Raw genomic sequence first — 20,158 nt, 5'->3', positions numbered from 1 at the left:
GTGATCTCTCGGTAGCTTGTTCATCCGGGGCATCTCTGGAAGATGGGGGTTGCGAAGCCAACCCAGCCCCAGGAGCCCCGGATGAACCTGCATAAACATGCCCGTTTGAGCCCGCGCGGTCGAGCCCTGCTCGTGGACTGCATCCTTGTTCAGGGCGTTTGCAATCGAAGAAGCAGCGCATGCGGCCGGTGTCATCGTCCGCACGGCCTACAAGTGGCTCAGACGGTTCAAGGAGCAAGGTCCGTAAGGCTTGGTCGACCGGTCCTCTCGGCCACATTCCTGCCCGCATGCCACGCCACAGGAGATTGTGCAGCACGTCATCGAGCGGTACCGCTCACGGCAGATCGCCGGGCAACTGCCTGTGGCCCCGAGCACCATTGCCCGGCTGCTGCGTCGCGCCGGCCTGCACCGCTTGGCCGAATTGCAGCCGACAGCGCCGGAGAACCGCTACGAATACGCCTGCCCGGCCAGCTGCTGCATCTGGATATCAAGAAGCTCGCTCGTTTCCGTCAGCCGGGGCATCGTGTCACCGGCAATCGCCAATTCAACTCCGATGGCAGCGGCTGGGAGTACGTCCATCTGGCCATCGATGACCACTCCCGCTGGGCGTTCGGCTCCATCGAGCCGGACGAGCGCGAGAGCAGCGCGTACAGGGCGCTGTTGCGGACGGTGCGCTACTACCGGCGCTTGGGCGTGCAATTCGAGCGCGTCCTGACCGACAACGGCGCCTGCTACAGATCGCGCAGCTTCCGGCGCCTGGTCCGTCGGTTGGGCATGCGTCACCTGCGCACGCGCCTATACACCCCACGCACCAACGGCAAGGCTGAGCGGCTGGTGCAGACTAGCCTGTACGAATGGGCCTACGCTCCTACCCAACTCCGGACAGCGAGCCCACGCGCTGCAGGGCTGGCTTCATCACTACAAATGGCATCGACCACATGCCAGTCTTGGCTACAGGCCACCCATCACCCTAATCCCACTGAACAACGTGGTGGGTTTACACAACTAGTGGCTGGTTCGCAGGTCACGAACGCGGCGTGCGATCCGGACTGAAGCCTGCCCGTCGCCGTACGGGTTGTGCGCCCGGGCCATGTCCGCGTAAGCGCTTGGATCGTCCAGCAGACGGCCAGCTTCGGCCACGATGCGCGCTGCGTCGGTGCCTACCAACCGGACGGTGCCAGCTTCCACGGCCTCTGGACGCTCCGTGGTGTCGCGCATCACCAATACTGGTTTTCCTAACGACGGTGCTTCTTCCTGGACGCCGCCGGAATCTGTGATGATCAAGCTCGAGCGCGACATCAGGTAGACGAACGGCAAGTAGTCCTGGGGTTCGATCAACACGATATTCTCGACCCCGGCCAGTAGGCGGTTCACCGGCTCTTGGACGTTCGGATTCAAGTGGACGGGATAGACGACCTGGATGTCGCCGCGCTCGGCCAGCGTCTTCAGCGCAACGCAGATCTGCTCAAAACCGGTGCCGAAGTTCTCACGGCGGTGGCCGGTAACCAGGACGAGTCGGCGATCCGGATCCAAGAATGGGAACCGATGCGCTAGACCTTCGGCCAGCGAAGCGTCCTGCTCGATCCGTTCCACGACCTTGAGGAGCGCATCGATGACAGTATTGCCGGTGACTTCGATATCGCCGTCTTCCACGCCCTCGGCGAGAAGATTCGCATGTGATTGTGCAGTCGGCGCGAAGTGCAGGCTGCTCAGCGGCGCGGTCAACCGTCTGTTCGCCTCCTCCGGCCAAGGCGCCCAGAGATCGCCAGTGCGCAGGCCCGCCTCCACGTGACCGACCCGGACCTTGTTGTAGAACGCCGCAAGGGCGGTAGCCAAGGTGGTGGACGTGTCGCCGTGCACCAGTACGATGTCGGGACGGTGGCGGGCGATCACCTCGTTCATGCCTGTCAAGATGCGTGAGAAGAGATCAGCCAAGGTCTGCCCGGGCTGCATCAGGTCTAGGTCTTCGTCCGGCACGATCGAGAACAATTCTAGTACCTGATCCAGCATATGCCGATGCTGGGCCGTCACCGCCACGACGATGTCCATCGAACCGTCACGCTTGAAAGCCTCCACCACCGGCGCCATTTTGATGGCTTCCGGGCGTGTTCCAAAGGCAATCAATACTTTGAAGCGTCGTTCAGTCATTCTTCGCGGTCCGCGTGTCCCAAAAAGTATGGGCGCATTCTAGCCGCTCGCATACGCGGCACGCACGGTGGACGGCAGTTCCTCGCCGAGCGCCAAGCACCGAATAGCGCCTTGCGCAGAAACGAAGAAAAAAAGGAGGCCTTTCGGCCTCCTTTTGGGCAAACTTGCTCGCCGAGAACTACTCGACGACGAAGTCCACCTTGGTGCTGGTGAGATCGCGGCCGCCCTCGCCGATACGGATCTCAAGCGGATAGGTACCCGGGGTGGCGAGCAAAGCGGCCGGGATTGTGCCGGTAACCGTCGCACCGGAAATAGCGGTGTTCTCTAGCCCTTGCCCGTTCAGCCATAGCGATGCGGAGTAACCGTCCAGCGAGCGGTCGGCCGTCGCCCACACATCCAGTCGTGCGTCCGGCGCGCTCGATGATTTCGTCGCGGTCGGGCCGAAACCGACGATCGTCAGGCCGGCGAGCGCTTCCAGAGGTTTGACTTCGGGAACCGCTGGAGCGGCCGGCTCGGTCGGAGCAGTCTCCACGGCGGCGGGAGCGGCATCGTTAGAAGCGCTCGGCGACGGGGAACAGGCGGCCAATGCTAGGGTGCCGGCGGCGCCGGCGACGAACATCCAATGCTTCTTGCGAATGATGCTCATAGTTCTCATTAGGGCGAACAAGGGAAACAGAGGGGAAGCCGTGCGGCTCCGACGGCCCTGCCAATCAGGCGGCTTCGGGACGCTATGATATCCACTTTTCGGCCTCCATGGCGCGCTGAGGGGCCGGACCAGCTTGTCGGGAGTTCAGCATGGGCACGGGTAAAGCAGCGGCGATTCTAGGGACCATCTTGCTGGCGACCGCCTGCCAGCGTCAGCCGGCTGCCCCCAGCGTCGCCTATCAAATCCTAGACGAGAGCGGAGCGGGAGAGAATTGCCCTATTTGCCTTTCCTCTGCGCCCACCATCGCTTGCGCGGATGGCGGCCAAGCCGCAGAGCTGCGGTGGCAGGTGCCGGCCGCGGCCCCAAGCCTTCGGGTGAGAGTGATTCTCGAGCGTTCCGACGGTAGCCGCACGGGCATCGCCGACGGCTCCGCGTCGGGCCAGTCGCCGCTGCCGGTGGCAGTTGGGCCGGGCGATCGCATCGTGGTGCAGGACGCGGTGAACGATCGGGAGCTGTTGTTCCAACGCGTACAGGCGCGACTCGGGTGTGCGCTACGCCCCAATCACGGGGCGGGAACGACCTCGGCGGGACCCGGATAGCGCTTGAGCGGCTGTAGGGAATAGCGTTCCAGCATAGGCTCCGAGAAGGCATTCAATCTGTGCTTGCGCAGCAGTTCGATAGAGCGAACTTGCTCCTCGCGGCTCGCGGTGCAGACGACGAGCGTGGGAGCACATGAGGCCAAGCGCATGCTCGGATCGATACCGAGCAGCAGAATCTGGCGACCCAGATTGTTGCCATAGGCTTGCACATAAGGTGCTTCCTCCCAGGTCGTTGACGACAGCGGTAGCTGCAGGACCATCAGGCTTAGCGCTGCCGCACCGACGGTTCGCCGCTGCATCGCGGTCCAGTCGCGCCAGCGGCTACCTGCCGCCATCAACGCGATGGCAACCGTTCCCAACTGGTACATCATCAGATAGCGCTGCTGGAACACGTAGTCCGGCCCGAAAATGGGCACTCGCCCTAGCACGATGCCGGCGATCGCTCCGTAGCAGAAAAGCATCAAGCAGACAGCCAGAAACTGGGTCTGATTCCATCGATCTCGAGCCGCTCTCCACCAAAACCAGGCGTGCGCCGCGATCACCATGATTCCCAGCAGTTGGTGTGGGACATCGGGATTGGCGAACAGGCGAGTGAGCGCGCCTTGCTTGTCGGCTATCGTCAAAGCCGCGATTGCGAGCACCATATTCGAAAGCTTAGCCCAGCCTAGCTCAAGCAGCGCGGATATACTCGCTATCTCAGCGCCAGCGGCGGCATTGGGATACAGGTAGGCGCGACTGATGTAGCGATAGGCGCTGACAGTTATCGCCAATACCGCCAGCGCCGCAACCGTGCGCCGCCAGCCGGCGCCGCGCATCCTCAGCTCTCGCAACAGAAGCGCGCCGCCCGTAGCGATCGCGCAAATCAACGCTGAGGTGTCTAGAGAAAATACGACCAAGGGCACTGTCAGCAGGAACGGCCACCAACGATTGCGATCTACGGCATGCCAGGCGGACAGCGCCATCAGCACCACGGCGAGCGGACCGAGATAGCCGAGCGTCACCAAGGACCAGTTGAAAACCATGCCGCCGCTCAGTGAGACGAAACTCGCAGCACTAGCGGCCATCGGCAATACCCACCAGTACCCGAGGCCGGCCATCCGGTTGTCATGCCGAGCTGCCATGAACATGAGTAGCCACGCTAATGCAGCGATTCCCAGGCCGATGTACGACTCGACCACGAAATCGAGGTCGAAATGGTCAGCGTTCCATATCAACAGCAGCTTCTGCAGCGGTTGCGCATGGTCGTCCGCGCTCCGCTTCATGTACAGATCCTGTAACGTCACCCCTCCGTTGTAGTACTTATTGAGGAAAGAATCGACAAAGTACCAGCCATCGGAAGTGACGAATGGAATGCTGGCATACGAGATGTACATCGCCGCGTTCGCGAACGAGATCGCCGCTAACGCCAAGATGGCGGCGCTCTGCCAATCGGCCTTTCTCCGAACGGCGCGTGCACTCATATGATCAGCCCGCCAGCGCTCTATCGGCCGCAGCGAAGATCGCCGGCAAATGCTCCTCTACGCCTACCCAAAGAGGCATCCGCACCAAGCGATCACTGATCGAATCGGTGACGTGCATTTCCATTGGAGTCCTGCAATGCGAGAGGCCTGCGGGAGAGGAATGCAACGGGATGTAGTGGAACACCGTCTGCACGCCTTCTGCTCTCATCTCCTGAATAAAGCGGGTGCGTTGCTCAAGCGAGGGGAGCAGAAGGTAGTACATGTGCGCATTGTGGGTTCTATCCGACGGAACGATGGGGCGGCGCAGTCGTAGCCGTTCCTCATGTTGCTCTGCCCATACATGGTAGCGGTCCCAGATTGCGAGGCGTCGCGCGGTAATGCTTTCGCAGTCTTTTATCTGCGCTGCCAAGAATGCGGCAGTAATCTCGCCAGGCAAGAAGGAGGAGCCGATATCGACCCACGTGTACTTGTCAACTTGCCCGCGGAAGAAGCGGCTACGGTTGGTGCCCTTTTCGCGGATAATCTCGGCGCGCTCGCCGACTTCCGGATCGCGGCACAGGAGCGCACCCCCTTCTCCGGAAATGATGTTCTTGGTCTCGTGAAAACTCAGCGCACCGAGGTCGCCGATCGCGCCGAGAGGCTTCCCCTTGTAAGTAGACATGATCGCTTGCGCAGCGTCTTCGACGACCTTAAGTCCATGGCGGCGCGCGATTTCCATGATGACATCCATCTCGCAGGCAACGCCAGCATAGTGGACGACGCAGATGGCCTTGGTTCGCGGGCCGATAGCCGCTTCGATCAAACGCTCATCTATATTGAGGGTGTCTTCGCGTATGTCCACGAAGACAGGCACCGCGCCGCGGAGCACGAAGGCGCTCGCGGTGGACACGAACGTGTAGGACGGCATGATCACTTCATCGCCAGCCTCGAGATCGAGGAGCAACGCCGCCATCTCAAGCGCGGCAGTACACGAATGCGTTAGTAGCGCCTTGGGAGTGGCGCAGATGCGCTGTAGCTCGTTGTGGCACTGTCTGGTGAAGGGGCCATCCCCTGACAGGTGTCCAGCTCGGTGGGCTTCGGCGATGTTGACCAGTTCGCCGCCTGTCATGAAAGGCTTGTTGAAGGGGATCAAACGGAGTCTCCTACCTGCTTCAGTGGGTGCATTCAAGAATGCAATGCGTATAGGGTACGTAGATCATGTCCGTACGCACGCGCGGTTGGACATTGCCGAAAACATTGCGCGCCAGACTTGCGTAGGCCTCAGGTGTGCGGATGTTCTTGCCGCGATCCTGAAGCACCAGCTTGCGAGCAATCCGGGACTGGCCACGGACCAGCGTGCCGTCCAGCGAGACGAACCGTCCACCTAATCGCAGTTGGTCGCGGGCGGTACGCAGGAGTTTGATAGCCAAGTCATCGTCGAGGTGGTGCAGTACACCGATGGCAAGGACTATATCGGCAGGCGGGCTTCCAGGCGTTGGGATGTATTCCGCAATATCCATGCAATCGAAGATGCCGCGCCCTGCATAGCGTCGGCGAGCCGCCTCAATATAAGACTGCGACAAGTCGAAGCCGTGGTACTTGATGCTTGCAGGAAGAAACGGCAGGAGTTCGCCCGTGCCGCAGCCGATGTCCAGAAGCACGTCCCCCGGCTCCGGACGGATATGGTCGCGGACCAGCTTGCGTCTCGACTTGCTTGCGCCCAGTGCGGTCTGTACGAAATCGTAAATCGCCGGTAATGAAAGGATCGCGTGAATCCCGTCGGTTTTCTGCGCCATATCAGGAGACTCCCGAGCGGGACAGTACGATAACGCCGATGATTATGAAGGCTGTGCCGACAAGCTTGTACGAGTCAAGCGACTCGCGGAACAACCAAGCAGCCAGGACGGCGATGAGCGGAAAACTGAGTGCGGTGAACGGATAAGCCTTGCTGAGAGGCAATCGACTGATGGCAGCCATCCAGCATAGCGACGCCCCGAATGCTGCGATGAATGCGCTGATGACCCAGGGTTTCAACAACAAGGACGTAAGTGCTGAAAACGAGAAAGGGGTGCTTAGGACATGAGGATGCAGACTGACTTGCCACTTCAGCATAAGTTGACCGTATGCCGTCAACAAAATGGTCAGCAGGATGAAGATGTAAGCCATAAGCCCGTTTAGCTCTGAGGTGTGGGGATAGATTGACCCGCTGCGTGCGAGTTCAGGTGCTGGAGGTCGACGTTCCTCGATCGCGCCATCCCCAGATGTACTTCGGCGCGTCCGCACCGACATTGAAGAGCATATCCAGTACGCTTACTGCGTGCTCGAACTCATGGGAAAGTTGTTTGTACTCGGGATAACCCGAGTAGTCCTTGTATTCAAGCTGGATCCCAACCTCCTCGAAACGTTGCGGGTCTATGTACGAGCGGGCGGCCGGACCCGATAGATAGTGGGTTGCACCCGCCTTAACCAGGAGATCAATCAGACGATCCAGCTTCTCTCCACTAGCGCTGAACTCCGACGAATCGCGAAACTCGGTTTGAATGCCCAAGGTTTCCGCAATGCTTCGGGTGAATGTCTGATTCATCTCGGAGAGAGATCTCCAAGCGGTACCCAGGTAAAGATCTTCGACGAGCGACGAGTACTCGCGGAAATGGCGGGATTTGGTGTAGGCGTGGCGAATGGTCGACCAGTGTTTCTTCTGCCATGCTGAGTCGGTCAGCTCCACTTCATTGATCAGGCGTTTGATGTTGCTGCCTGTCGGTACAGTCAGCCAAGTTGGTGCGCCGTTTGCAATCACACGATTGCGCGAGCGCCAGTCTTGGTAGGTGAACTGGACGTCGTCGTAAAAAATGAATGCGTCGACATCGTGAATAATGTCGAAGTATCCCTTCCATGGGATATAGCTGGACTGCAGTACGGCAACCCGCTTCTGAGTGCTCATGTTCTCGCAATTCTGTTGTTGTAACGACTCGCGGCCTTTACGAATGAACGGGGCGCTAGCACGCAATTGTCGACGATGGTGGCACTGGCGCCGATGAAGCTGATCGCCCCAATGGACACGAAGCCGCAAAGTGTAGCAGCGGGACTGATGAAAGTTCCTTCGCCGATAGTGTTGTCGTGGCTGACCGTTACATTGGGCCACAGGACGCAAAGTTCACCGACACGACTGAAGGCGTCGATGTCCGCGTTGGCCATCACCAGACTGCCCGCACCTACCGACGCGTGAGGGCTGATCCTCGCAGATGGGTGCGTTAGGTTTGGGAAGTCGAACCCCATCGCGGTCAACCGGCGGAACATCGTCATCCTCGCATCGATGTGCCTGTACCCGATTGCCATGGCTAAGTCCACATCACTAGGCGTAAAGCGCGAGCCAAGATCGTCGCTGCGGCCTACGATCCAATCGCCAGTATGTAAGTCATCGACGTGCCCTGCTACCTTGCGGCCAACCTCCTCTGCCAATACTTTGATTAGGCGTCCGAATGAGGATCCTCCGATTATCAGTAGCGGCTTCAATCTCCTATCTCCTGCTCAATGAGAAAAAGCGGCATCGAAGCGGTCTTGAAATTAATGCGTGCGAGGTACTCCCCGAAGACCCCAAGGATCAGTAGCTGCAAACCACCAAGGAACGTCATTCCCGCCATTATGGAGGCGTACCCACTTACGCTTAGTGCACCCGTAAGTTTGGCGATCAGGATCGAAACCCCCCACACGGCGCCGCCGAGCGATGCGCTGAGGCCGAGCCATGTCGCAACGCGTAGCGGGAGATCCGAGAACGTCACGAAGATGTTGACCATGTGGGCAACCAGCATCCTCACGCTATAGCTGCTCTTTCCGTGGAGCCTGGGATCGTGCGGGACGACGACAGTAGCGTAGTTATGCGTAATCCAAGAAATGTATCCATCGATAAAAGTAAATGGCGACTGGAAGCGCTCAAGATCTTTCGCCACGGCGCGATGGATGACCCGGAACGATGTGTATTCGCGATTCAAGCTGGGGATCGCAAACTTGAACAGGCTGCGTCCCAGTTCTGAAGTCAGGTTCCGCCACCATGCATGCGACCGCTCTTCGTTCACGCCGTAGACCACATGGTGGCCTTCTTCCGCCTTTTCCAGCATCGAAGGGACTGCTTCGGGTGGTTGCTCCAGGTCCTCATCGATAGTGACGATCCATTCGCCCCGCGCATGGGAGATTCCGCACAACGTGGCTGCGTGCTGTCCGAAGTTGCGACTTAGCCGGATGCCGCGCACCGATGGCGTATTGGCTTCGCACAACTGTTTGATCACAGGCCAATTGTCCTGGCTGCCACGGTCATCGACGAAAATGATCTCGTATGCATGCCCAAGGGACTCAAGCGCCTCGGCGAGGCGTTTGCGCAGCTCACCTATGGATTTTCCGCCCCTGTAGACGGGCACCACTACAGAGTATCTGGTTGGTGCAGGGTTGGTTGGTGAGAGGTTATGCATGGTCGGTTGCAATGATCGTCTTCCATGTATGGACTGCTAAACAAACTTTCTGACAAGTCTTGACTTGCCCGAACGGCCTAGGTACTAAGACTGTTCGCCAAAATCCTCGTCGTCAGTCCAGAGCCGACTCCAATTCCGGCAGCAGCGCGAACAAATCCCCCACCAGTCCGATATCCGCGATCTCGAAGATCGGGGACTCCGGGTCCTTGTTGATCGCCACGATCGTGCCGGCGTCCTTGATGCCGGTCAGGTGCTGGATGGCGCCGGAGATGCCGACGGCGATGTACAGCTCGGGGGCGATGATCTTGCCGGTCTGGCCGACCTGCAGTTCGTTCGGCACGTAGCCGGCATCGACCGCAGCGCGCGAGGCGCCGACGGCGGCGCCGAGCTTGTCGGCCAGGGCGTAGATGACCTTGAAGTTCTCGGCCGAGCCCACGCCGCGGCCGCCGGAGACGACGCGCTTGGCGCTCTGCAGGTCGGGGCGGTCGGATTTGCCGGCGGCCAGGCCGAGGTAGCGCGTGTGCGTCGGCAGGGGGGCGTCAACGCTGACGCTCTCGACCGCTGCGCTGCCGCCCTTGGCGGCTTCCGGCCAGGAGGCCGTGCGCACGGTGGCGACGACGGTCTGGTCGGCGGGGGTTTCGACGGTGATGATCGCGTTGCCGGCGTAGATCGGGCGCTTGAAGGTGTGCGGGCCTTCCACGGCCATCAGGTCGGACACCTGGTTCACGCCGAGCAGCGCGGCCACGCACGGCATCAGGTCCTTGCCGAAGGTGGTGGACGGGGCGAACACGTGCGTGTAGCCCGCAGCCAGCTTGGCGATCTGCGGGGCGAGCACCTGGGCGATGGCGTTCGCATTGGCGGCGTTGGCGACAGTCAGTACTTTCGCGACGCCGACGATCTGCGCGGCTTCGGCGGCGATGGCCGTCGGATCGGGGGCCAGCACCACCACGTCGAGGGTGTCGGCCTTCAACGCCGCGGCGGCGCTGACGGTCTTGGCGGTGGAGGCGTTGAGCTTGCCGTCCAGGTGTTCGGCGATGACGAGAACCTTGCTCATTACAGCAACCCTTTCTGCTTGAGTGCGGCGACCAGTTCGGCCGCGTCCTTCACCATGACGCCCTTGCTGCGCTTGGCCGGCGGGGCGTAGTGGGTGGTCTTGTGCGTGTCGGCGGCGTCGACGCCCAGGTCGGCCAGCGGCAGGGTTTCCAGCGGCTTGCTCTTGGCCTTCATGATGTCGGGCAGCTTGATGAAGCGCGGCTCGTTGAGGCGCAGGTCGGTGGTGACCACGGCCGGCAGGTCGACTTCCAGCGTCTCCAGCCCGGCGTCGACTTCGCGCACCACCGTGGCCTTGCCGTCGGCGATGTCCAGCTTGCCGGCGAAGGTGGCCTGCGGGCGGCCCCACAGCGTGGCCAGCATCTGGCCGGTCTGGTTGGCGTCGTCGTCGATGGCCTGCTTGCCGAGGATCACCAGATCCGGCGATTCCTTCTCGACCAGCTTCAGCAGGGTGCGGGCGGCGGTCAGCGGCTGGATGGCCTGGTCGGTGACCACGTGGATGGCGCGGTTGGCGCCCATGGCCAGGCCGTTGCGCAGGTGGGCCTGGGCGTCGGCGGGGGCGATGGTGGCGACCACGACTTCGGTGGCGATGCCCTTGTCGCGCAGCCGCAGCGCTTCTTCCAGCGCGATCTCGTCGAAGGGGTTGGGCGACAGCTTGACGCCGTCGGTGACCACGCCGGACCCGTCCGGCTTGACCTGGATGCGGACGTTGTAGTCCACCACGCGCTTGTAGGCGACGAGAATCTTCATCCTGCGGGGATTCCTGTATGCGACGGAGAGGTTCGGCCGCGGCGGCTGGCCGAGGGCAGACCCGGGATTTTAGCCGTCAGGCGGTGGCCGTGCGAGCCCGTACGGTGTCGTCCGCCAGCCGCGATGCCAGGACGGCGGCGAAACGGGCGGCGCTGCCGGGGGCCTGGGCGAAGAACAGCGAGGGCTCGGTCAGCTCCAGTTCCAGCAGTTGCGGTAGGCCGTCGGCGCCGGCCAGCAGGTCGATACGCGCATACAGCGGCGGGTCGTCGAGCTGGCGCAGCCGCATGGCCGCGGCGAGGATCCGCTCCGCCAGTGCCTGTTCACCGGGTGAGGCGGTGCTGGCGACGATATCGCCCAAGGCCATGGGCGCCTGTCGGGCACCTTCGCCCGGCGGCAACTGTGCGCCCTTTCGGGCGGCGTGGCTGAACCGGCCATCGAAGTACAGCAGCGCGGTCTCGCCGTGGCGATCGACGGAGGCCACATAGGGTTGCAGCATCACGCTGCGCTCCTGCTCCAGCAGGCGGCCGATGTGGTTGCCGGCCACGAACTGCTGGTGGCGCGCGTAGCGCTGGGTGTCGCGGGCGCCGGCGCTGACCGTGGGCTTGACCACGAATTCGGGCGCGTCGAACGCGGCCAGGAAGGTCGCCAGCGCCTCCATCGGTTCGGCATCCGGCTCCACGAAATGGGTGGGGACGACCGGAATGCCCACGGTGGCCAGGTCGGCCAGATAGTGTTTGTCGGTGTTCCAGCGCACCACGTTGAGCGGGTTGAGCAGTGGCGTCACCCGATCGACCTGGGCGCACCACGCCAGGAACTCCGGCAGGCGCTCGGTGTAATCCCAGGGTGAGCGCAGGAGCGCCGCGTCGAAGCGCGACCAGCTCACCGTCGGATCGTCCCAGGCCACGGCCCGGGCGTGCAGGTCGGCGTCCGCGCAGGCATCCAGCAGCGGCGCGAGGTCGTCGTCGTGGCCGGAGGCGGCCACGGCGGTGACGAGGGCGAGGGTCTTCATAGGTGGGCAAGTGTACGCGCACGTCCCGCGCCGGACTCCCATTGCCCGAAAGTACCTGTGTCGGCCCGGCAGCGCTGGGTAGAATGCGGGCTTTCCTCATCGAATGGATCGCGCCATGGCGGGTAACCCCGGCTCCGGAGGCAAGCAGAAGCTCTATCCCAGTGCGGCGGAAGCGCTGAAAGGCGTCGTGGCCGATGGCCAGACGCTGGCGGTCGGCGGCTTCGGCCTGTGCGGCATTCCCGAAGCGCTGATCGGTGCGCTGCGCGACAGCGGCGTGAAGGGACTGACCGCGATCTCCAACAATGCCGGCGTCGACGGCTTCGGCCTGGGCCTGCTGCTGGAAACCCGCCAGATCAGGAAGATGATTTCGTCCTACGTGGGCGAGAACAAGGAGTTCGAGCGGCAGTTCCTGTCCGGCGAACTGGAGCTGGAGTTCAACCCGCAGGGCACGCTGGCCGAGCGCCTGCGGGCTGGCGGTGCCGGCATCCCCGCGTTCTTCACCCGGACCGGTTACGGCACGGTGGTGGCCGAAGGCAAGGAGACGCGCCAGTTCGGCGATCACTGGTACGTGATGGAAACCGCCCTCAGCGCCGATGTCTCGCTGGTCAAGGCATGGAAGGCCGACAAGGCCGGCAACCTGGTGTTCCGCAAGACGGCGCGCAACTTCAACCCGGCCTGCGCCATGGCCGGCAGGGTCTGCATCGCCGAGGTGGAGGAGGTCGTGGAGGTCGGCGAGATCGATCCCGACCACGCCCATCTGCCGGGCATCTACGTGGACCGCATCGTCCATAACCCCACCCCCGAGAAGCGCATCGAGCAGCGCACCGTCCGCCAAGGAGACAAGTGATGCCCTGGACCCGCGATGAGATGGCGCAGCGCGCCGCCCGCGAACTGACCGATGGCGCCTACGTCAACCTGGGCATCGGTCTGCCGACGCTGGTCGCCAACCACATTCCGGCGGGCATGGACGTGTGGCTGCAGTCCGAAAATGGCCTGCTGGGCATCGGCCCGTTCCCGACCCAGGACGAGGTGGACGCCGACCTGATCAACGCCGGCAAGCAGACCGTCACCGCCCGGGCGGGCGCCAGCTACTTCGGCAGCCACGATTCCTTCGCCATGATCCGCGGTGGCCACATCGACCTGGCCGTGCTCGGCGCCATGCAGGTCACCGACAAGGGCGACCTGGCCAACTGGATGGTCCCGGGCAAGATGGTCAAGGGCATGGGCGGCGCGATGGACCTGGTGGCCGGCGTCAAGCGCATCGTCGTGCTGATGGAGCACGTGGCGAAGGACGGCAGCCACAAGATCCTTCCCCAGTGCGACCTGCCGCTGACAGGGGTGGGCGTGGTCGACCGGATCATCACCGACCTGGCCGTGTTCGATGTCACTCCCGAGGGCCTGGCGCTGGTGGAGATGGCCGAAGGCGTGACCGAAACAGAGCTGGCGGCGAAGACGGGCGTGCCGTTCAAGGGCGGATGATCACATCAAGGCGTGACGGAAGTCCGGTTGGTTTGCGCCGCGCCGCACGTCTGACTTTCAGCTGTACGTTTTTGGGCCGATAACGCGGAGAAGGGAACCTGTTGGCTATTTGTGGCCCAGCGGCTGGGCTATAGTGTCAGCTCAGGGGCTCTATCCGTTTTTCCTCAGAGGCGTACGTATGAAACTCCGGGTCGGCGCTTGCGCCTTGATGTTGGTTTTGGCCGGGTGCAGTGGAGAAAGCCCGGAATCGGGTATCGCGGGCATGCGCGGCGTTGCCGCCAGCAAGGCGGGTAGCAGCCTGCCTGCATCGTTGCCGTTGGCCCGCGCCATCGGTGCGTCGATCGCCAACGCGCCGGACCGCGGCGCGTTGCTTTCCTATCCGAACCAGGCCAAGCCCACCAAGCAGGAAGGCGCCTACACCTGGTTCCCGACCGCCATCAGCGAGGCGCACGCCTTCAAGGCCGTCGCGACCGGTGAAATGACGGTGCCGTCGCCGGACGGCAGCCAGGTCAAGCTGCGCTACGAGCGCCATGCCGAAGAGATCGACGGCAACTGGACGTGGATCGGCCGTGTGGTCGGCGGCGACCCGATGCAGGAAGCCATCATCACCTTCGGCGAAAAGGCGGTGTTCGGTTCGATTCCCCAGGCCAACGGCAAGCCTGCCCTGAGCCTGCAGACGCGCAACGGTCGCGTGTTCGCCGTGCAGACCGATCCGTCGAAGGTGGTGTCCGCGACGAAGGGCCACGTGGACATGATGATTCCGGAGGCGGCCACGTTGCGCTCGTCGATGAGCGCGGCAGTCAGCCAGTCTGCTCAGGTCAGCCAAGGCGCGACGGCTGTCGCGCAGGCCGCACCGCCGAGTGCCGCGAATACCATTGATGTCGCGATCGGCTACACCCCGGAGTTCGCCACCGCGAACGGCGGGGCGTCAGGCGCCTCCACGCGTCTCGTCTTCCTGGTGCAGATCGGCAACCAGGCGTTCGCCAACAGCGACGTCAACGGTTATCTGCGCATCGTCCATGCGCTGCAGGTCAACTACACCAACACCAACACCAACCAGACGGCGCTGCAGGAATTGACCGGCAGCACGGGCAGCTCTCCAGTTACCGTTCCGGCCAGCCTCGCGCCGCTGCGCACCGCGCGAGACCAGTACGGTGCCGACATCGCCGTGTTGGTGCGCAAGTTCAACACCCCGGAGAACGAAGGTTGCGGTATCGCCTGGTTGAACGGCGCGAATCAGACGGCCATCACGTCGGCGGATGCTCCCTGGGGCTACGCGGTCATCAGCGATGGGTTCGACACCGGCACGGACGGCAAGACGTATTACTGTGCTGAAGAGACGCTCGTGCACGAGGCTGCGCACTTGATGGGGTCGGCGCACGACCGCGCCAACTCGACGACGACCGGCGGTGCACTGCAGTACGGCCGCTTCCCTTACTCGTTCGGTTACAAGACGGGGACGACGGCCGGCAATTTCTATACCGTCATGGCGTATGGAGATACCGGCCAGACTGCCCACCGCATCTTTTCCACGCCGCTCAAGAGCACCTGCGGTGCGGCAGGCAACCTTGCCTGCGGTGTCGCGAACAGTGAGGATAATGCGCGCAGCTTGAACGAGACGATTCCAGTTGTTGCAGCGTTCCGGGCAACCGTAGTGCCGTTCGTTGGCGGCACCAAGCGTGATTTTAATGGCGACGGGCGCTCCGATATATTTTGGCGCAATTCGTTTAATGGAGAGAACGTAATCTGGCGGTCTGGCAGCCGGATCGACAGCTATTACACTGCAGTCGTACCTGACCAAAACTGGCAGATTGTCGGTTCAGGAGATTTTGATGGTGACGGGCGATGGGATGTTTTCTGGCGACATGCGACGAATGGCCAGAATATTGTCTGGGCGTCGGCTACGGCTACTAATTCTCGGGCTGTAACCGCTATTCCCGACACTAATTGGCGGGTTGCGGCTGTCGGTGACTTCAATGGTGACGGCAAGTCTGATCTGTTTTGGCGTCACTCCACCACCGGGCAGAACATAGTTTGGTTGTCTGCCGATCCGAGCACCACTGTGACCGGAACCACCGTGAATGCCAACTGGCGCGTTGTCGGAGTGGGCGATTTCAACGGTGATGGCCGTGATGATTTGTTCTGGCGCAATGTGTCCACAGGCGAAAATTTGATCTGGCCGTCAGGCGCTATCGCCGGGTCAGTCATTCAGATGACGATTCCTGATCAGAATTGGCGTGCAGCGGCTACAGGCGACTTTGACGGTGATGGCAGGGCGGACGTCTTCTGGGTCCATGCAGCTTCGGGTCAGACGGTAGTTTGGCCATCGGGTGGCTATGCTGGCTCGTTCGCGGAGGCGACTGTTCAGACCAGTTGGCAGGTGGTTACGTCCGGCGACTACAACGGCGACGGCAGGACCGACTTGTTTTGGTATAATGTGTCGACCGGACAGTCAATTTCTTGGGGCGCCGCTCGGTCAGCAAACACTTCGCTGATCGATCCGGTGGCGACAGTGTGGTCGCCGAAGCTCTGAACTCATCGGGGGGGATTCGCCACTCCCCCCATTTCCTGATCGTCGCAGCGCATGATGTTTCGCCTAGGCGCATGGGTGGCATTTTCTGCCACGAACGTGAACGAATTGAGATGCGCGTCTCGCCGCATCAATAAGCGTGCAGCCGCAGCCGTAACTTCTACAGATTCTGGTAATTCGGTCCCGCGCCGCCTTCCGGCGTCACCCATTCGATGATCTGGTAGGGGTCCTTGATGTCGCAGGTCTTGCAGTGGACGCAGTTGGCGGCGTTGATCTGCAGGCGCTTGCCTTCGCCGTCGTCGACGATTTCGTAGACCCCTGCCGGGCAGAAGCGCGTGCAGGGGTTGTCGTATTCGGCGGTACAGCGGGTAATGCAGACGGAGGTGTCGTGCACGCGCAGGTGCACCGGCTGGTCTTCGTCGTGCTCGGTGGCGGCGTAGTAGACGCCCTGCAGGCGGTCGCGCGGGGCCAGCGTGCGGTCCACGTAGTCGCGCCTGGGGGCTTCGTGCTCGCCGACCTTGTCGAGCGAGGACCAGTCCGGCTTCACCTTCAGCGTCCACGGCGACAGGCCGCCGGTGAGGGTTTCCCACGCGGCGTTGGCCATGCCGAACCACAGGCCCTTCTTGAAACCCGGCTTGATGTTGCGCACCGACTTCAGCTCCGCCATCGCGTCGGAAGCGCGCAGTTTGGCGTCGAAGCCTTCCGGCGCAAGCTGCGATGCCACCAGGTGTTCGGCGGCCAGCATGCCGCTGCGGATCGCCTGGTGCGTGCCCTTGATCTTCGGCACGTTGAGCAGGCCGGCGGTGTCGCCGATCAGCAATGCACCCGGCATCTCGACCTTGGGCAGCGACTGCCAGCCGCCGGTGACGATGGCGCGTGCGCCGGCGGACAGTATGCTGCCGCCTTCGAGCAGCGGCTTGATCAGCGGATGGTTCTTCCATTGCTGGAAGGCCTCCCACGGCTTGTACTCCGGATCCTTGTAATCCAGGCCGCTGACATAGCCGAGCGCGATCTGGTTGTTCTCCAGGTGGTACAGGAAGCTGCCGCCGTAGATGTCGTTGCTGGCCGGCCAACCCAGCGTGTGCACGATCTTGCCGGGCGTGACGCGGCCTTCCGGCACCTGCCACAGTTCCTTGATGCCGATCGAATACGCCTGCGGGTCGCTGTCCTTGTCCAGGGCGAAGCGCTTCACCAGTCGCTTGGTCAGGTGGCCGCGCGCGCCTTCGGCCAGCACGGTGACCTTGGCGCGGATGTCGATGCCCTGCGTGTAGCCAGGCTTGTGGTTGCCGTCCTTCGCGATGCCCATATCGCCGATGCGCACGCCGACGACCTTGCCGTCGTCGTCATGCAGCGTTTCCGCAGCGGCGAAGCCCGGATAGATCTCCACGCCCAGCGCTTCGGCCTGCGGCGCCAGCCACGCGCACATCGCGCCGAGCGAGACGATGAAGTTGCCATGGTTGCGCATGCCGGGCGGCACGATCGGGAACTTGCGGCCGCCGTCCTTGCTGAAGTACCAGAACTCGTCGTCCGCGGCGGGCACGCAGACCGGCGGCGGGTTGTCGCGCCAGCCGGGCAGCAGTGCGTCGAGCGGCTGCGGTTCGATCACCGCGCCGGAGAGGATGTGCGCCCCGATGGCGCTGGCCTTCTCGATCACGCAGACCGAGATCTCGGGATTCAGCTGCTTGAGCCGGATCGCGAACGCCAGGCCCGACGGCCCCGCGCCGACGGTGACGACGTCGTACTCCATCACATCGCGTTCGACATCGGACATCGGGCTTGCTCCAGCATGGCGTTAGGCTCCGGGCATTTTCGGGGTTTGCGCGGGATGGGGCAAATCCGCGAGCATCGCCGGCATGACCATACCCCTGCCGCTCGCTGCGAATGGACACAACACGTCGCTTCCGGGCGCGCATCTGGACTATCGGCCCGCGTGGCTGGCCGGTGCGGAGGCCGATGCGCTGCTCGATGCGTTGCGGTCGTCGCTGCCGTGGAGCGTGCACCGCATCCGGATGTTCGGCCGCGTGGTCGATTCGCCCAGGCTGAGCGCGTGGGTCGGCGATGCGGAGGCGGTGTACCGCTACTCGGGTACGGACTTCACGCCGCATCCGTGGACGGCCGCTTTGTCCGGTCTGCGGCTGCGGCTGCAGGATGAACTCGATACCCCCTTCAACAGCGTACTGGCGAACCTGTACCGCGACGGCCGCGACGCGATGGGCTGGCACAGCGACGACGAGCCCGAACTCGGACCGCGGCCGGTGATCGCTTCCGTCAGCCTGGGCGCCGCGCGCCGCTTCCTGCTCAAGCACCGGCAGGATCCGGCGCTGCGTTCAGCGTTGACGTTGCCGCACGGCAGCCTGCTGGTGATGGCGGGCGATACGCAGCGGCATTACCGCCACGCGCTCCCGCGCACGGCCCGACCGGTGGGGCCACGCATCAACCTGACGTTCCGCTGGATCGATCCGGCGCGCCGTCGCTGACGCGCCACCCGGTTCATCGTGCAGGGTTGGGGTCGCTGTTGCCGGATACCAGTACCCAGCCCGCGATGTCGGCGGTCGCCGCTTCCAGCGCGTCCTCGAAAGCGATCGCCACCTGTGCCACGTCGACGCTGTCCGCCGGCTTCTGCTGCAGGAACGTGCGCGACGCGACGACGCGCTGCCCGCGGTTGTTGACCAGTTTGGCGTTCACTTCGACCACGGCGGACGGCAACGCGCCGCCGGCGTAGTCGGCTTCGAAACGGCGCAGGTCCATCACCAGCTTGTACTCGCCGAGGATGCCGGCATCGGCACTGGCCACGGCGGGGATGCGCCCCGAATCCTCCAGCGTGCGCTGTACCGCATCCTGCAGCATGTCGGTCGCCGGCAACGCCCAGGAGACGCCGCGGTAGACCTGCAGCTCGCCGGGCGACGGCCGCACGCTGATGCGGGGACTGTCGATCACGCGCGCGGCCGTCGGCTTGGCGACGATCAGGGTCCAGTCCACCTGCGGCCAGCCGGCCTGCGGCGCCACCCGGACATCCGGCGCGTAGATGGTGACCGGGTCGCGCTGTTCACTGCCCAGGATCGAGCAGCCGGCCAGCGCAAGCAGGCAGGGGAGGGCGAAGGTGAGGCGCTGCGGCTTCATTTCGGGTCGAACTCCTTGGGTGCGTCGCGGCCGAGCAGGTAGCGCGCGGGATTGCCTTCGAGACGGTCGCTGACCCGGCGCAGGTCGCGCACCAGGCCGCGCAGTTCGGTGAGGGTGGGGCCCAGCTGGCCCAGGCCGTCGCTGGCGAAGCTGTTGATGGCGGCGCGGTTCTCGCCGAGGATCGCGTCGGCATTGCCGGCCGCCGAATCCAGCTTGCCCAGCGTGGTCTCCAGCTTGTCCAGGATGCCCGGCAGTTCCTGCACCAGGTTCTTGTCCAGCCGCTCGATGGCGCCGTTGGTGGTGGTGAGGGTCCGGTCCAGGTTCTGCGCGGCGTCGCGCGCGCTGACGATCAGGGCTTCGACGCCATCCTCGCGGCTGGCCAGCGACGTGCTCATCGCTTCCAGGTTCTCCAGCGTGGCGGTGATGCTGGCGACATTCTTGTCGCTGAGCATCTGGTCCAGGCGCTCGACGATGCGGTTGGCGGTGTCGGTGATGTTCTGCAGCGCCGACGGCGCCGTCTGGATGACCGGCGCCTCGCGCGAATCCACGCTGGTCAGCGACGGCGCCTGCGGCGTGCCGCCGCTGAGCTGGATGATGGTCGGGCCGGTCAGGCTGGTGATGGCCAGCTTGGCGCGGGTGTCGGTCTTGACCGGCGTGTACGACTCCACGCGGATGCGCGCGATCACCTGGCGCGGATCGTTCGGCGCCAGCGACAGCTTGGTGATCGAGCCCACCGCGATGCCGTTGTACTGCACGGGGCTGCCGACCGACAGGCCGGTCACCGCCTCACGGAACACCACCTGGTATTCCTGCCAGGTGCGCTCGGAGGAGTACTTCGCCGCCCACAGGCCGAACAGCAGCAGCGCGGCGGCGATGATGAGGGTGAAAGCCCCGATGAGCACGTAGTTGGCGCGTGTTTCCATGG

General features: G+C 63.3%; 19 protein-coding genes and 1 pseudogene. 5 read left to right on the top strand and 15 right to left on the bottom strand.

Annotation, left to right across the window (positions count from 1 at the left end; translation table 11 throughout):
• The first annotated feature begins 81 nt into the window (after positions 1-81).
• Positions 82-1,009, top strand: a pseudogene (locus tag VGN58_RS13870) (IS481 family transposase).
• On the opposite strand, the gene wecB reads toward VGN58_RS13870, so the two are convergent.
• The 12 genes from wecB to VGN58_RS13810 form a co-directional block, all read right to left on the bottom strand.
• Positions 1,006-2,148, bottom strand: a complete 1,143-nt coding sequence (wecB, locus tag VGN58_RS13865; RefSeq protein WP_327483774.1) for a non-hydrolyzing UDP-N-acetylglucosamine 2-epimerase — start codon at positions 2,146-2,148, stop codon at positions 1,006-1,008. The pseudogene VGN58_RS13870 and the gene wecB overlap by 4 nt on opposite strands.
• Before the next feature lie 178 nt (positions 2,149-2,326).
• Positions 2,327-2,794: a hypothetical protein gene (locus VGN58_RS13860; protein WP_327483773.1), complete on the bottom strand. Its 468-nt coding sequence runs from the start codon at positions 2,792-2,794 to the stop codon at positions 2,327-2,329.
• A gap of 562 nt (positions 2,795-3,356) precedes the next feature.
• The gene (locus tag VGN58_RS13855; protein ID WP_327483772.1) at positions 3,357-4,853 is read right to left on the bottom strand and encodes a hypothetical protein; all 1,497 of its coding nucleotides are present in this window, start codon (positions 4,851-4,853) and stop codon (positions 3,357-3,359) included.
• A 4-nt stretch (positions 4,854-4,857) separates the two neighbouring features.
• On the bottom strand, positions 4,858-5,985 hold the full coding sequence (rffA, locus tag VGN58_RS13850) for a dTDP-4-amino-4,6-dideoxygalactose transaminase (RefSeq protein WP_327483771.1): 1,128 nt from the start codon (positions 5,983-5,985) through the stop codon (positions 4,858-4,860).
• Between the two features lie 19 nt (positions 5,986-6,004).
• Entirely contained in the window at positions 6,005-6,628 is a 624-nt protein-coding gene (locus VGN58_RS13845) for a class I SAM-dependent methyltransferase (RefSeq protein ID WP_327483770.1), read from the bottom strand.
• Position 6,629: 1 nt separating this feature from the next.
• On the bottom strand, positions 6,630-6,998 hold the full coding sequence (locus tag VGN58_RS13840; RefSeq protein ID WP_327483769.1) for an EamA family transporter: 369 nt from the start codon (positions 6,996-6,998) through the stop codon (positions 6,630-6,632).
• Positions 6,999-7,050: 52 nt separating this feature from the next.
• Complete coding sequence (locus tag VGN58_RS13835) at positions 7,051-7,773, bottom strand: WbqC family protein (RefSeq protein WP_327483768.1); 723 nt, start codon at positions 7,771-7,773, stop codon at positions 7,051-7,053.
• Positions 7,770-8,345: a hypothetical protein gene (locus VGN58_RS13830; RefSeq protein ID WP_327483767.1), complete on the bottom strand. Its 576-nt coding sequence runs from the start codon at positions 8,343-8,345 to the stop codon at positions 7,770-7,772. Before VGN58_RS13830 ends, VGN58_RS13835 begins: the two co-directional genes overlap by 4 nt.
• Positions 8,342-9,295: a glycosyltransferase family 2 protein gene (locus tag VGN58_RS13825; RefSeq protein ID WP_327483766.1), complete on the bottom strand. Its 954-nt coding sequence runs from the start codon at positions 9,293-9,295 to the stop codon at positions 8,342-8,344. The genes VGN58_RS13830 and VGN58_RS13825 overlap by 4 nt, the downstream gene beginning before the upstream one ends.
• 112 nt (positions 9,296-9,407) lie before the next feature.
• Positions 9,408-10,349 carry an electron transfer flavoprotein subunit alpha/FixB family protein gene (locus VGN58_RS13820; protein WP_327483765.1) on the bottom strand — a complete coding sequence of 314 codons (942 nt, stop codon included), beginning with the start codon at positions 10,347-10,349 and terminating at the stop codon, positions 9,408-9,410.
• Positions 10,349-11,095, bottom strand: a complete 747-nt coding sequence (locus VGN58_RS13815; RefSeq protein WP_327483764.1) for an electron transfer flavoprotein subunit beta/FixA family protein — start codon at positions 11,093-11,095, stop codon at positions 10,349-10,351. The genes VGN58_RS13820 and VGN58_RS13815 overlap by 1 nt, the downstream gene beginning before the upstream one ends.
• Positions 11,096-11,171: 76 nt before the next feature.
• Entirely contained in the window at positions 11,172-12,104 is a 933-nt protein-coding gene (locus VGN58_RS13810; protein ID WP_327483763.1) for a hypothetical protein, read from the bottom strand.
• Between the two features lie 115 nt (positions 12,105-12,219).
• On the opposite strand from VGN58_RS13810, the gene VGN58_RS13805 reads away from it, so the two are divergent.
• The 3 genes from VGN58_RS13805 (at position 12,220) to VGN58_RS13795 (ending at position 16,116) form a co-directional block, all read left to right on the top strand.
• Positions 12,220-12,951, top strand: coding sequence for a CoA transferase subunit A (locus VGN58_RS13805; RefSeq protein WP_327483762.1), 732 nt, complete (start codon positions 12,220-12,222; stop codon positions 12,949-12,951).
• Complete coding sequence (locus tag VGN58_RS13800) at positions 12,951-13,583, top strand: CoA transferase subunit B (protein ID WP_327483761.1); 633 nt, start codon at positions 12,951-12,953, stop codon at positions 13,581-13,583. Before VGN58_RS13805 ends, VGN58_RS13800 begins: the two co-directional genes overlap by 1 nt.
• A 178-nt stretch (positions 13,584-13,761) precedes the next feature.
• Positions 13,762-16,116 (top strand): FG-GAP-like repeat-containing protein, encoded by a 2,355-nt coding sequence (locus VGN58_RS13795; RefSeq protein ID WP_327483760.1) that lies wholly within the window; start codon positions 13,762-13,764, stop codon positions 16,114-16,116.
• Between the two features lie 157 nt (positions 16,117-16,273).
• Here VGN58_RS13795 and VGN58_RS13790 read toward each other — a convergent pair whose 3' ends face one another.
• On the bottom strand, positions 16,274-17,884 hold the full coding sequence (locus tag VGN58_RS13790; protein WP_327483759.1) for an electron transfer flavoprotein-ubiquinone oxidoreductase: 1,611 nt from the start codon (positions 17,882-17,884) through the stop codon (positions 16,274-16,276).
• Positions 17,885-17,966: 82 nt separating this feature from the next.
• Between VGN58_RS13790 and VGN58_RS13785 the strand changes: the two genes are divergently transcribed.
• A complete protein-coding gene (locus VGN58_RS13785; RefSeq protein WP_327483758.1) occupies positions 17,967-18,590 on the top strand; it encodes an alpha-ketoglutarate-dependent dioxygenase AlkB in 624 nt (207 codons plus the stop codon).
• Positions 18,591-18,603: 13 nt separating this feature from the next.
• Here the strand turns inward: VGN58_RS13785 and VGN58_RS13780 are convergent, their stop codons facing one another.
• Positions 18,604-19,233: an ABC-type transport auxiliary lipoprotein family protein gene (locus VGN58_RS13780; RefSeq protein ID WP_327483757.1), complete on the bottom strand. Its 630-nt coding sequence runs from the start codon at positions 19,231-19,233 to the stop codon at positions 18,604-18,606.
• Positions 19,230-20,156, bottom strand: a complete 927-nt coding sequence (locus VGN58_RS13775) for an MlaD family protein (RefSeq protein ID WP_327483756.1) — start codon at positions 20,154-20,156, stop codon at positions 19,230-19,232. Before VGN58_RS13775 ends, VGN58_RS13780 begins: the two co-directional genes overlap by 4 nt.
• Positions 20,157-20,158: the final 2 nt, after the last annotated feature.

This window comes from Pseudoxanthomonas sp. (assembly GCF_035999195.1).
In the GTDB taxonomy this organism is placed as follows: domain Bacteria; phylum Pseudomonadota; class Gammaproteobacteria; order Xanthomonadales; family Xanthomonadaceae; genus Pseudoxanthomonas_A.
Note: the sequence above shows the minus strand (reverse complement) of the source record. Positions and strands in the feature narration are given on the sequence as shown.

Coding starts and splice junctions, on each gene's coding strand:
- VGN58_RS13785 (WP_327483758.1), top strand. CDS start 17,967: ATGACCATACCCCTGCCGCTCGCTGCGAATGGACACAACACGTCGCTT.
- VGN58_RS13775 (WP_327483756.1), bottom strand. CDS start 20,156: ATGGAAACACGCGCCAACTACGTGCTCATCGGGGCTTTCACCCTCATC.
- VGN58_RS13805 (WP_327483762.1), top strand. CDS start 12,220: ATGGCGGGTAACCCCGGCTCCGGAGGCAAGCAGAAGCTCTATCCCAGT.
- VGN58_RS13835 (WP_327483768.1), bottom strand. CDS start 7,773: ATGAGCACTCAGAAGCGGGTTGCCGTACTGCAGTCCAGCTATATCCCA.
- wecB (WP_327483774.1), bottom strand. CDS start 2,148: ATGACTGAACGACGCTTCAAAGTATTGATTGCCTTTGGAACACGCCCG.
- VGN58_RS13860 (WP_327483773.1), bottom strand. CDS start 2,794: ATGAGCATCATTCGCAAGAAGCATTGGATGTTCGTCGCCGGCGCCGCC.
- VGN58_RS13795 (WP_327483760.1), top strand. CDS start 13,762: ATGAAACTCCGGGTCGGCGCTTGCGCCTTGATGTTGGTTTTGGCCGGG.
- VGN58_RS13780 (WP_327483757.1), bottom strand. CDS start 19,233: ATGAAGCCGCAGCGCCTCACCTTCGCCCTCCCCTGCCTGCTTGCGCTG.
- VGN58_RS13790 (WP_327483759.1), bottom strand. CDS start 17,884: ATGTCCGATGTCGAACGCGATGTGATGGAGTACGACGTCGTCACCGTC.
- VGN58_RS13840 (WP_327483769.1), bottom strand. CDS start 6,998: ATGGCTTACATCTTCATCCTGCTGACCATTTTGTTGACGGCATACGGT.
- VGN58_RS13855 (WP_327483772.1), bottom strand. CDS start 4,853: ATGAGTGCACGCGCCGTTCGGAGAAAGGCCGATTGGCAGAGCGCCGCC.
- VGN58_RS13825 (WP_327483766.1), bottom strand. CDS start 9,295: ATGCATAACCTCTCACCAACCAACCCTGCACCAACCAGATACTCTGTA.
- VGN58_RS13800 (WP_327483761.1), top strand. CDS start 12,951: ATGCCCTGGACCCGCGATGAGATGGCGCAGCGCGCCGCCCGCGAACTG.
- VGN58_RS13820 (WP_327483765.1), bottom strand. CDS start 10,349: ATGAGCAAGGTTCTCGTCATCGCCGAACACCTGGACGGCAAGCTCAAC.
- VGN58_RS13810 (WP_327483763.1), bottom strand. CDS start 12,104: ATGAAGACCCTCGCCCTCGTCACCGCCGTGGCCGCCTCCGGCCACGAC.
- VGN58_RS13845 (WP_327483770.1), bottom strand. CDS start 6,628: ATGGCGCAGAAAACCGACGGGATTCACGCGATCCTTTCATTACCGGCG.
- VGN58_RS13815 (WP_327483764.1), bottom strand. CDS start 11,095: ATGAAGATTCTCGTCGCCTACAAGCGCGTGGTGGACTACAACGTCCGC.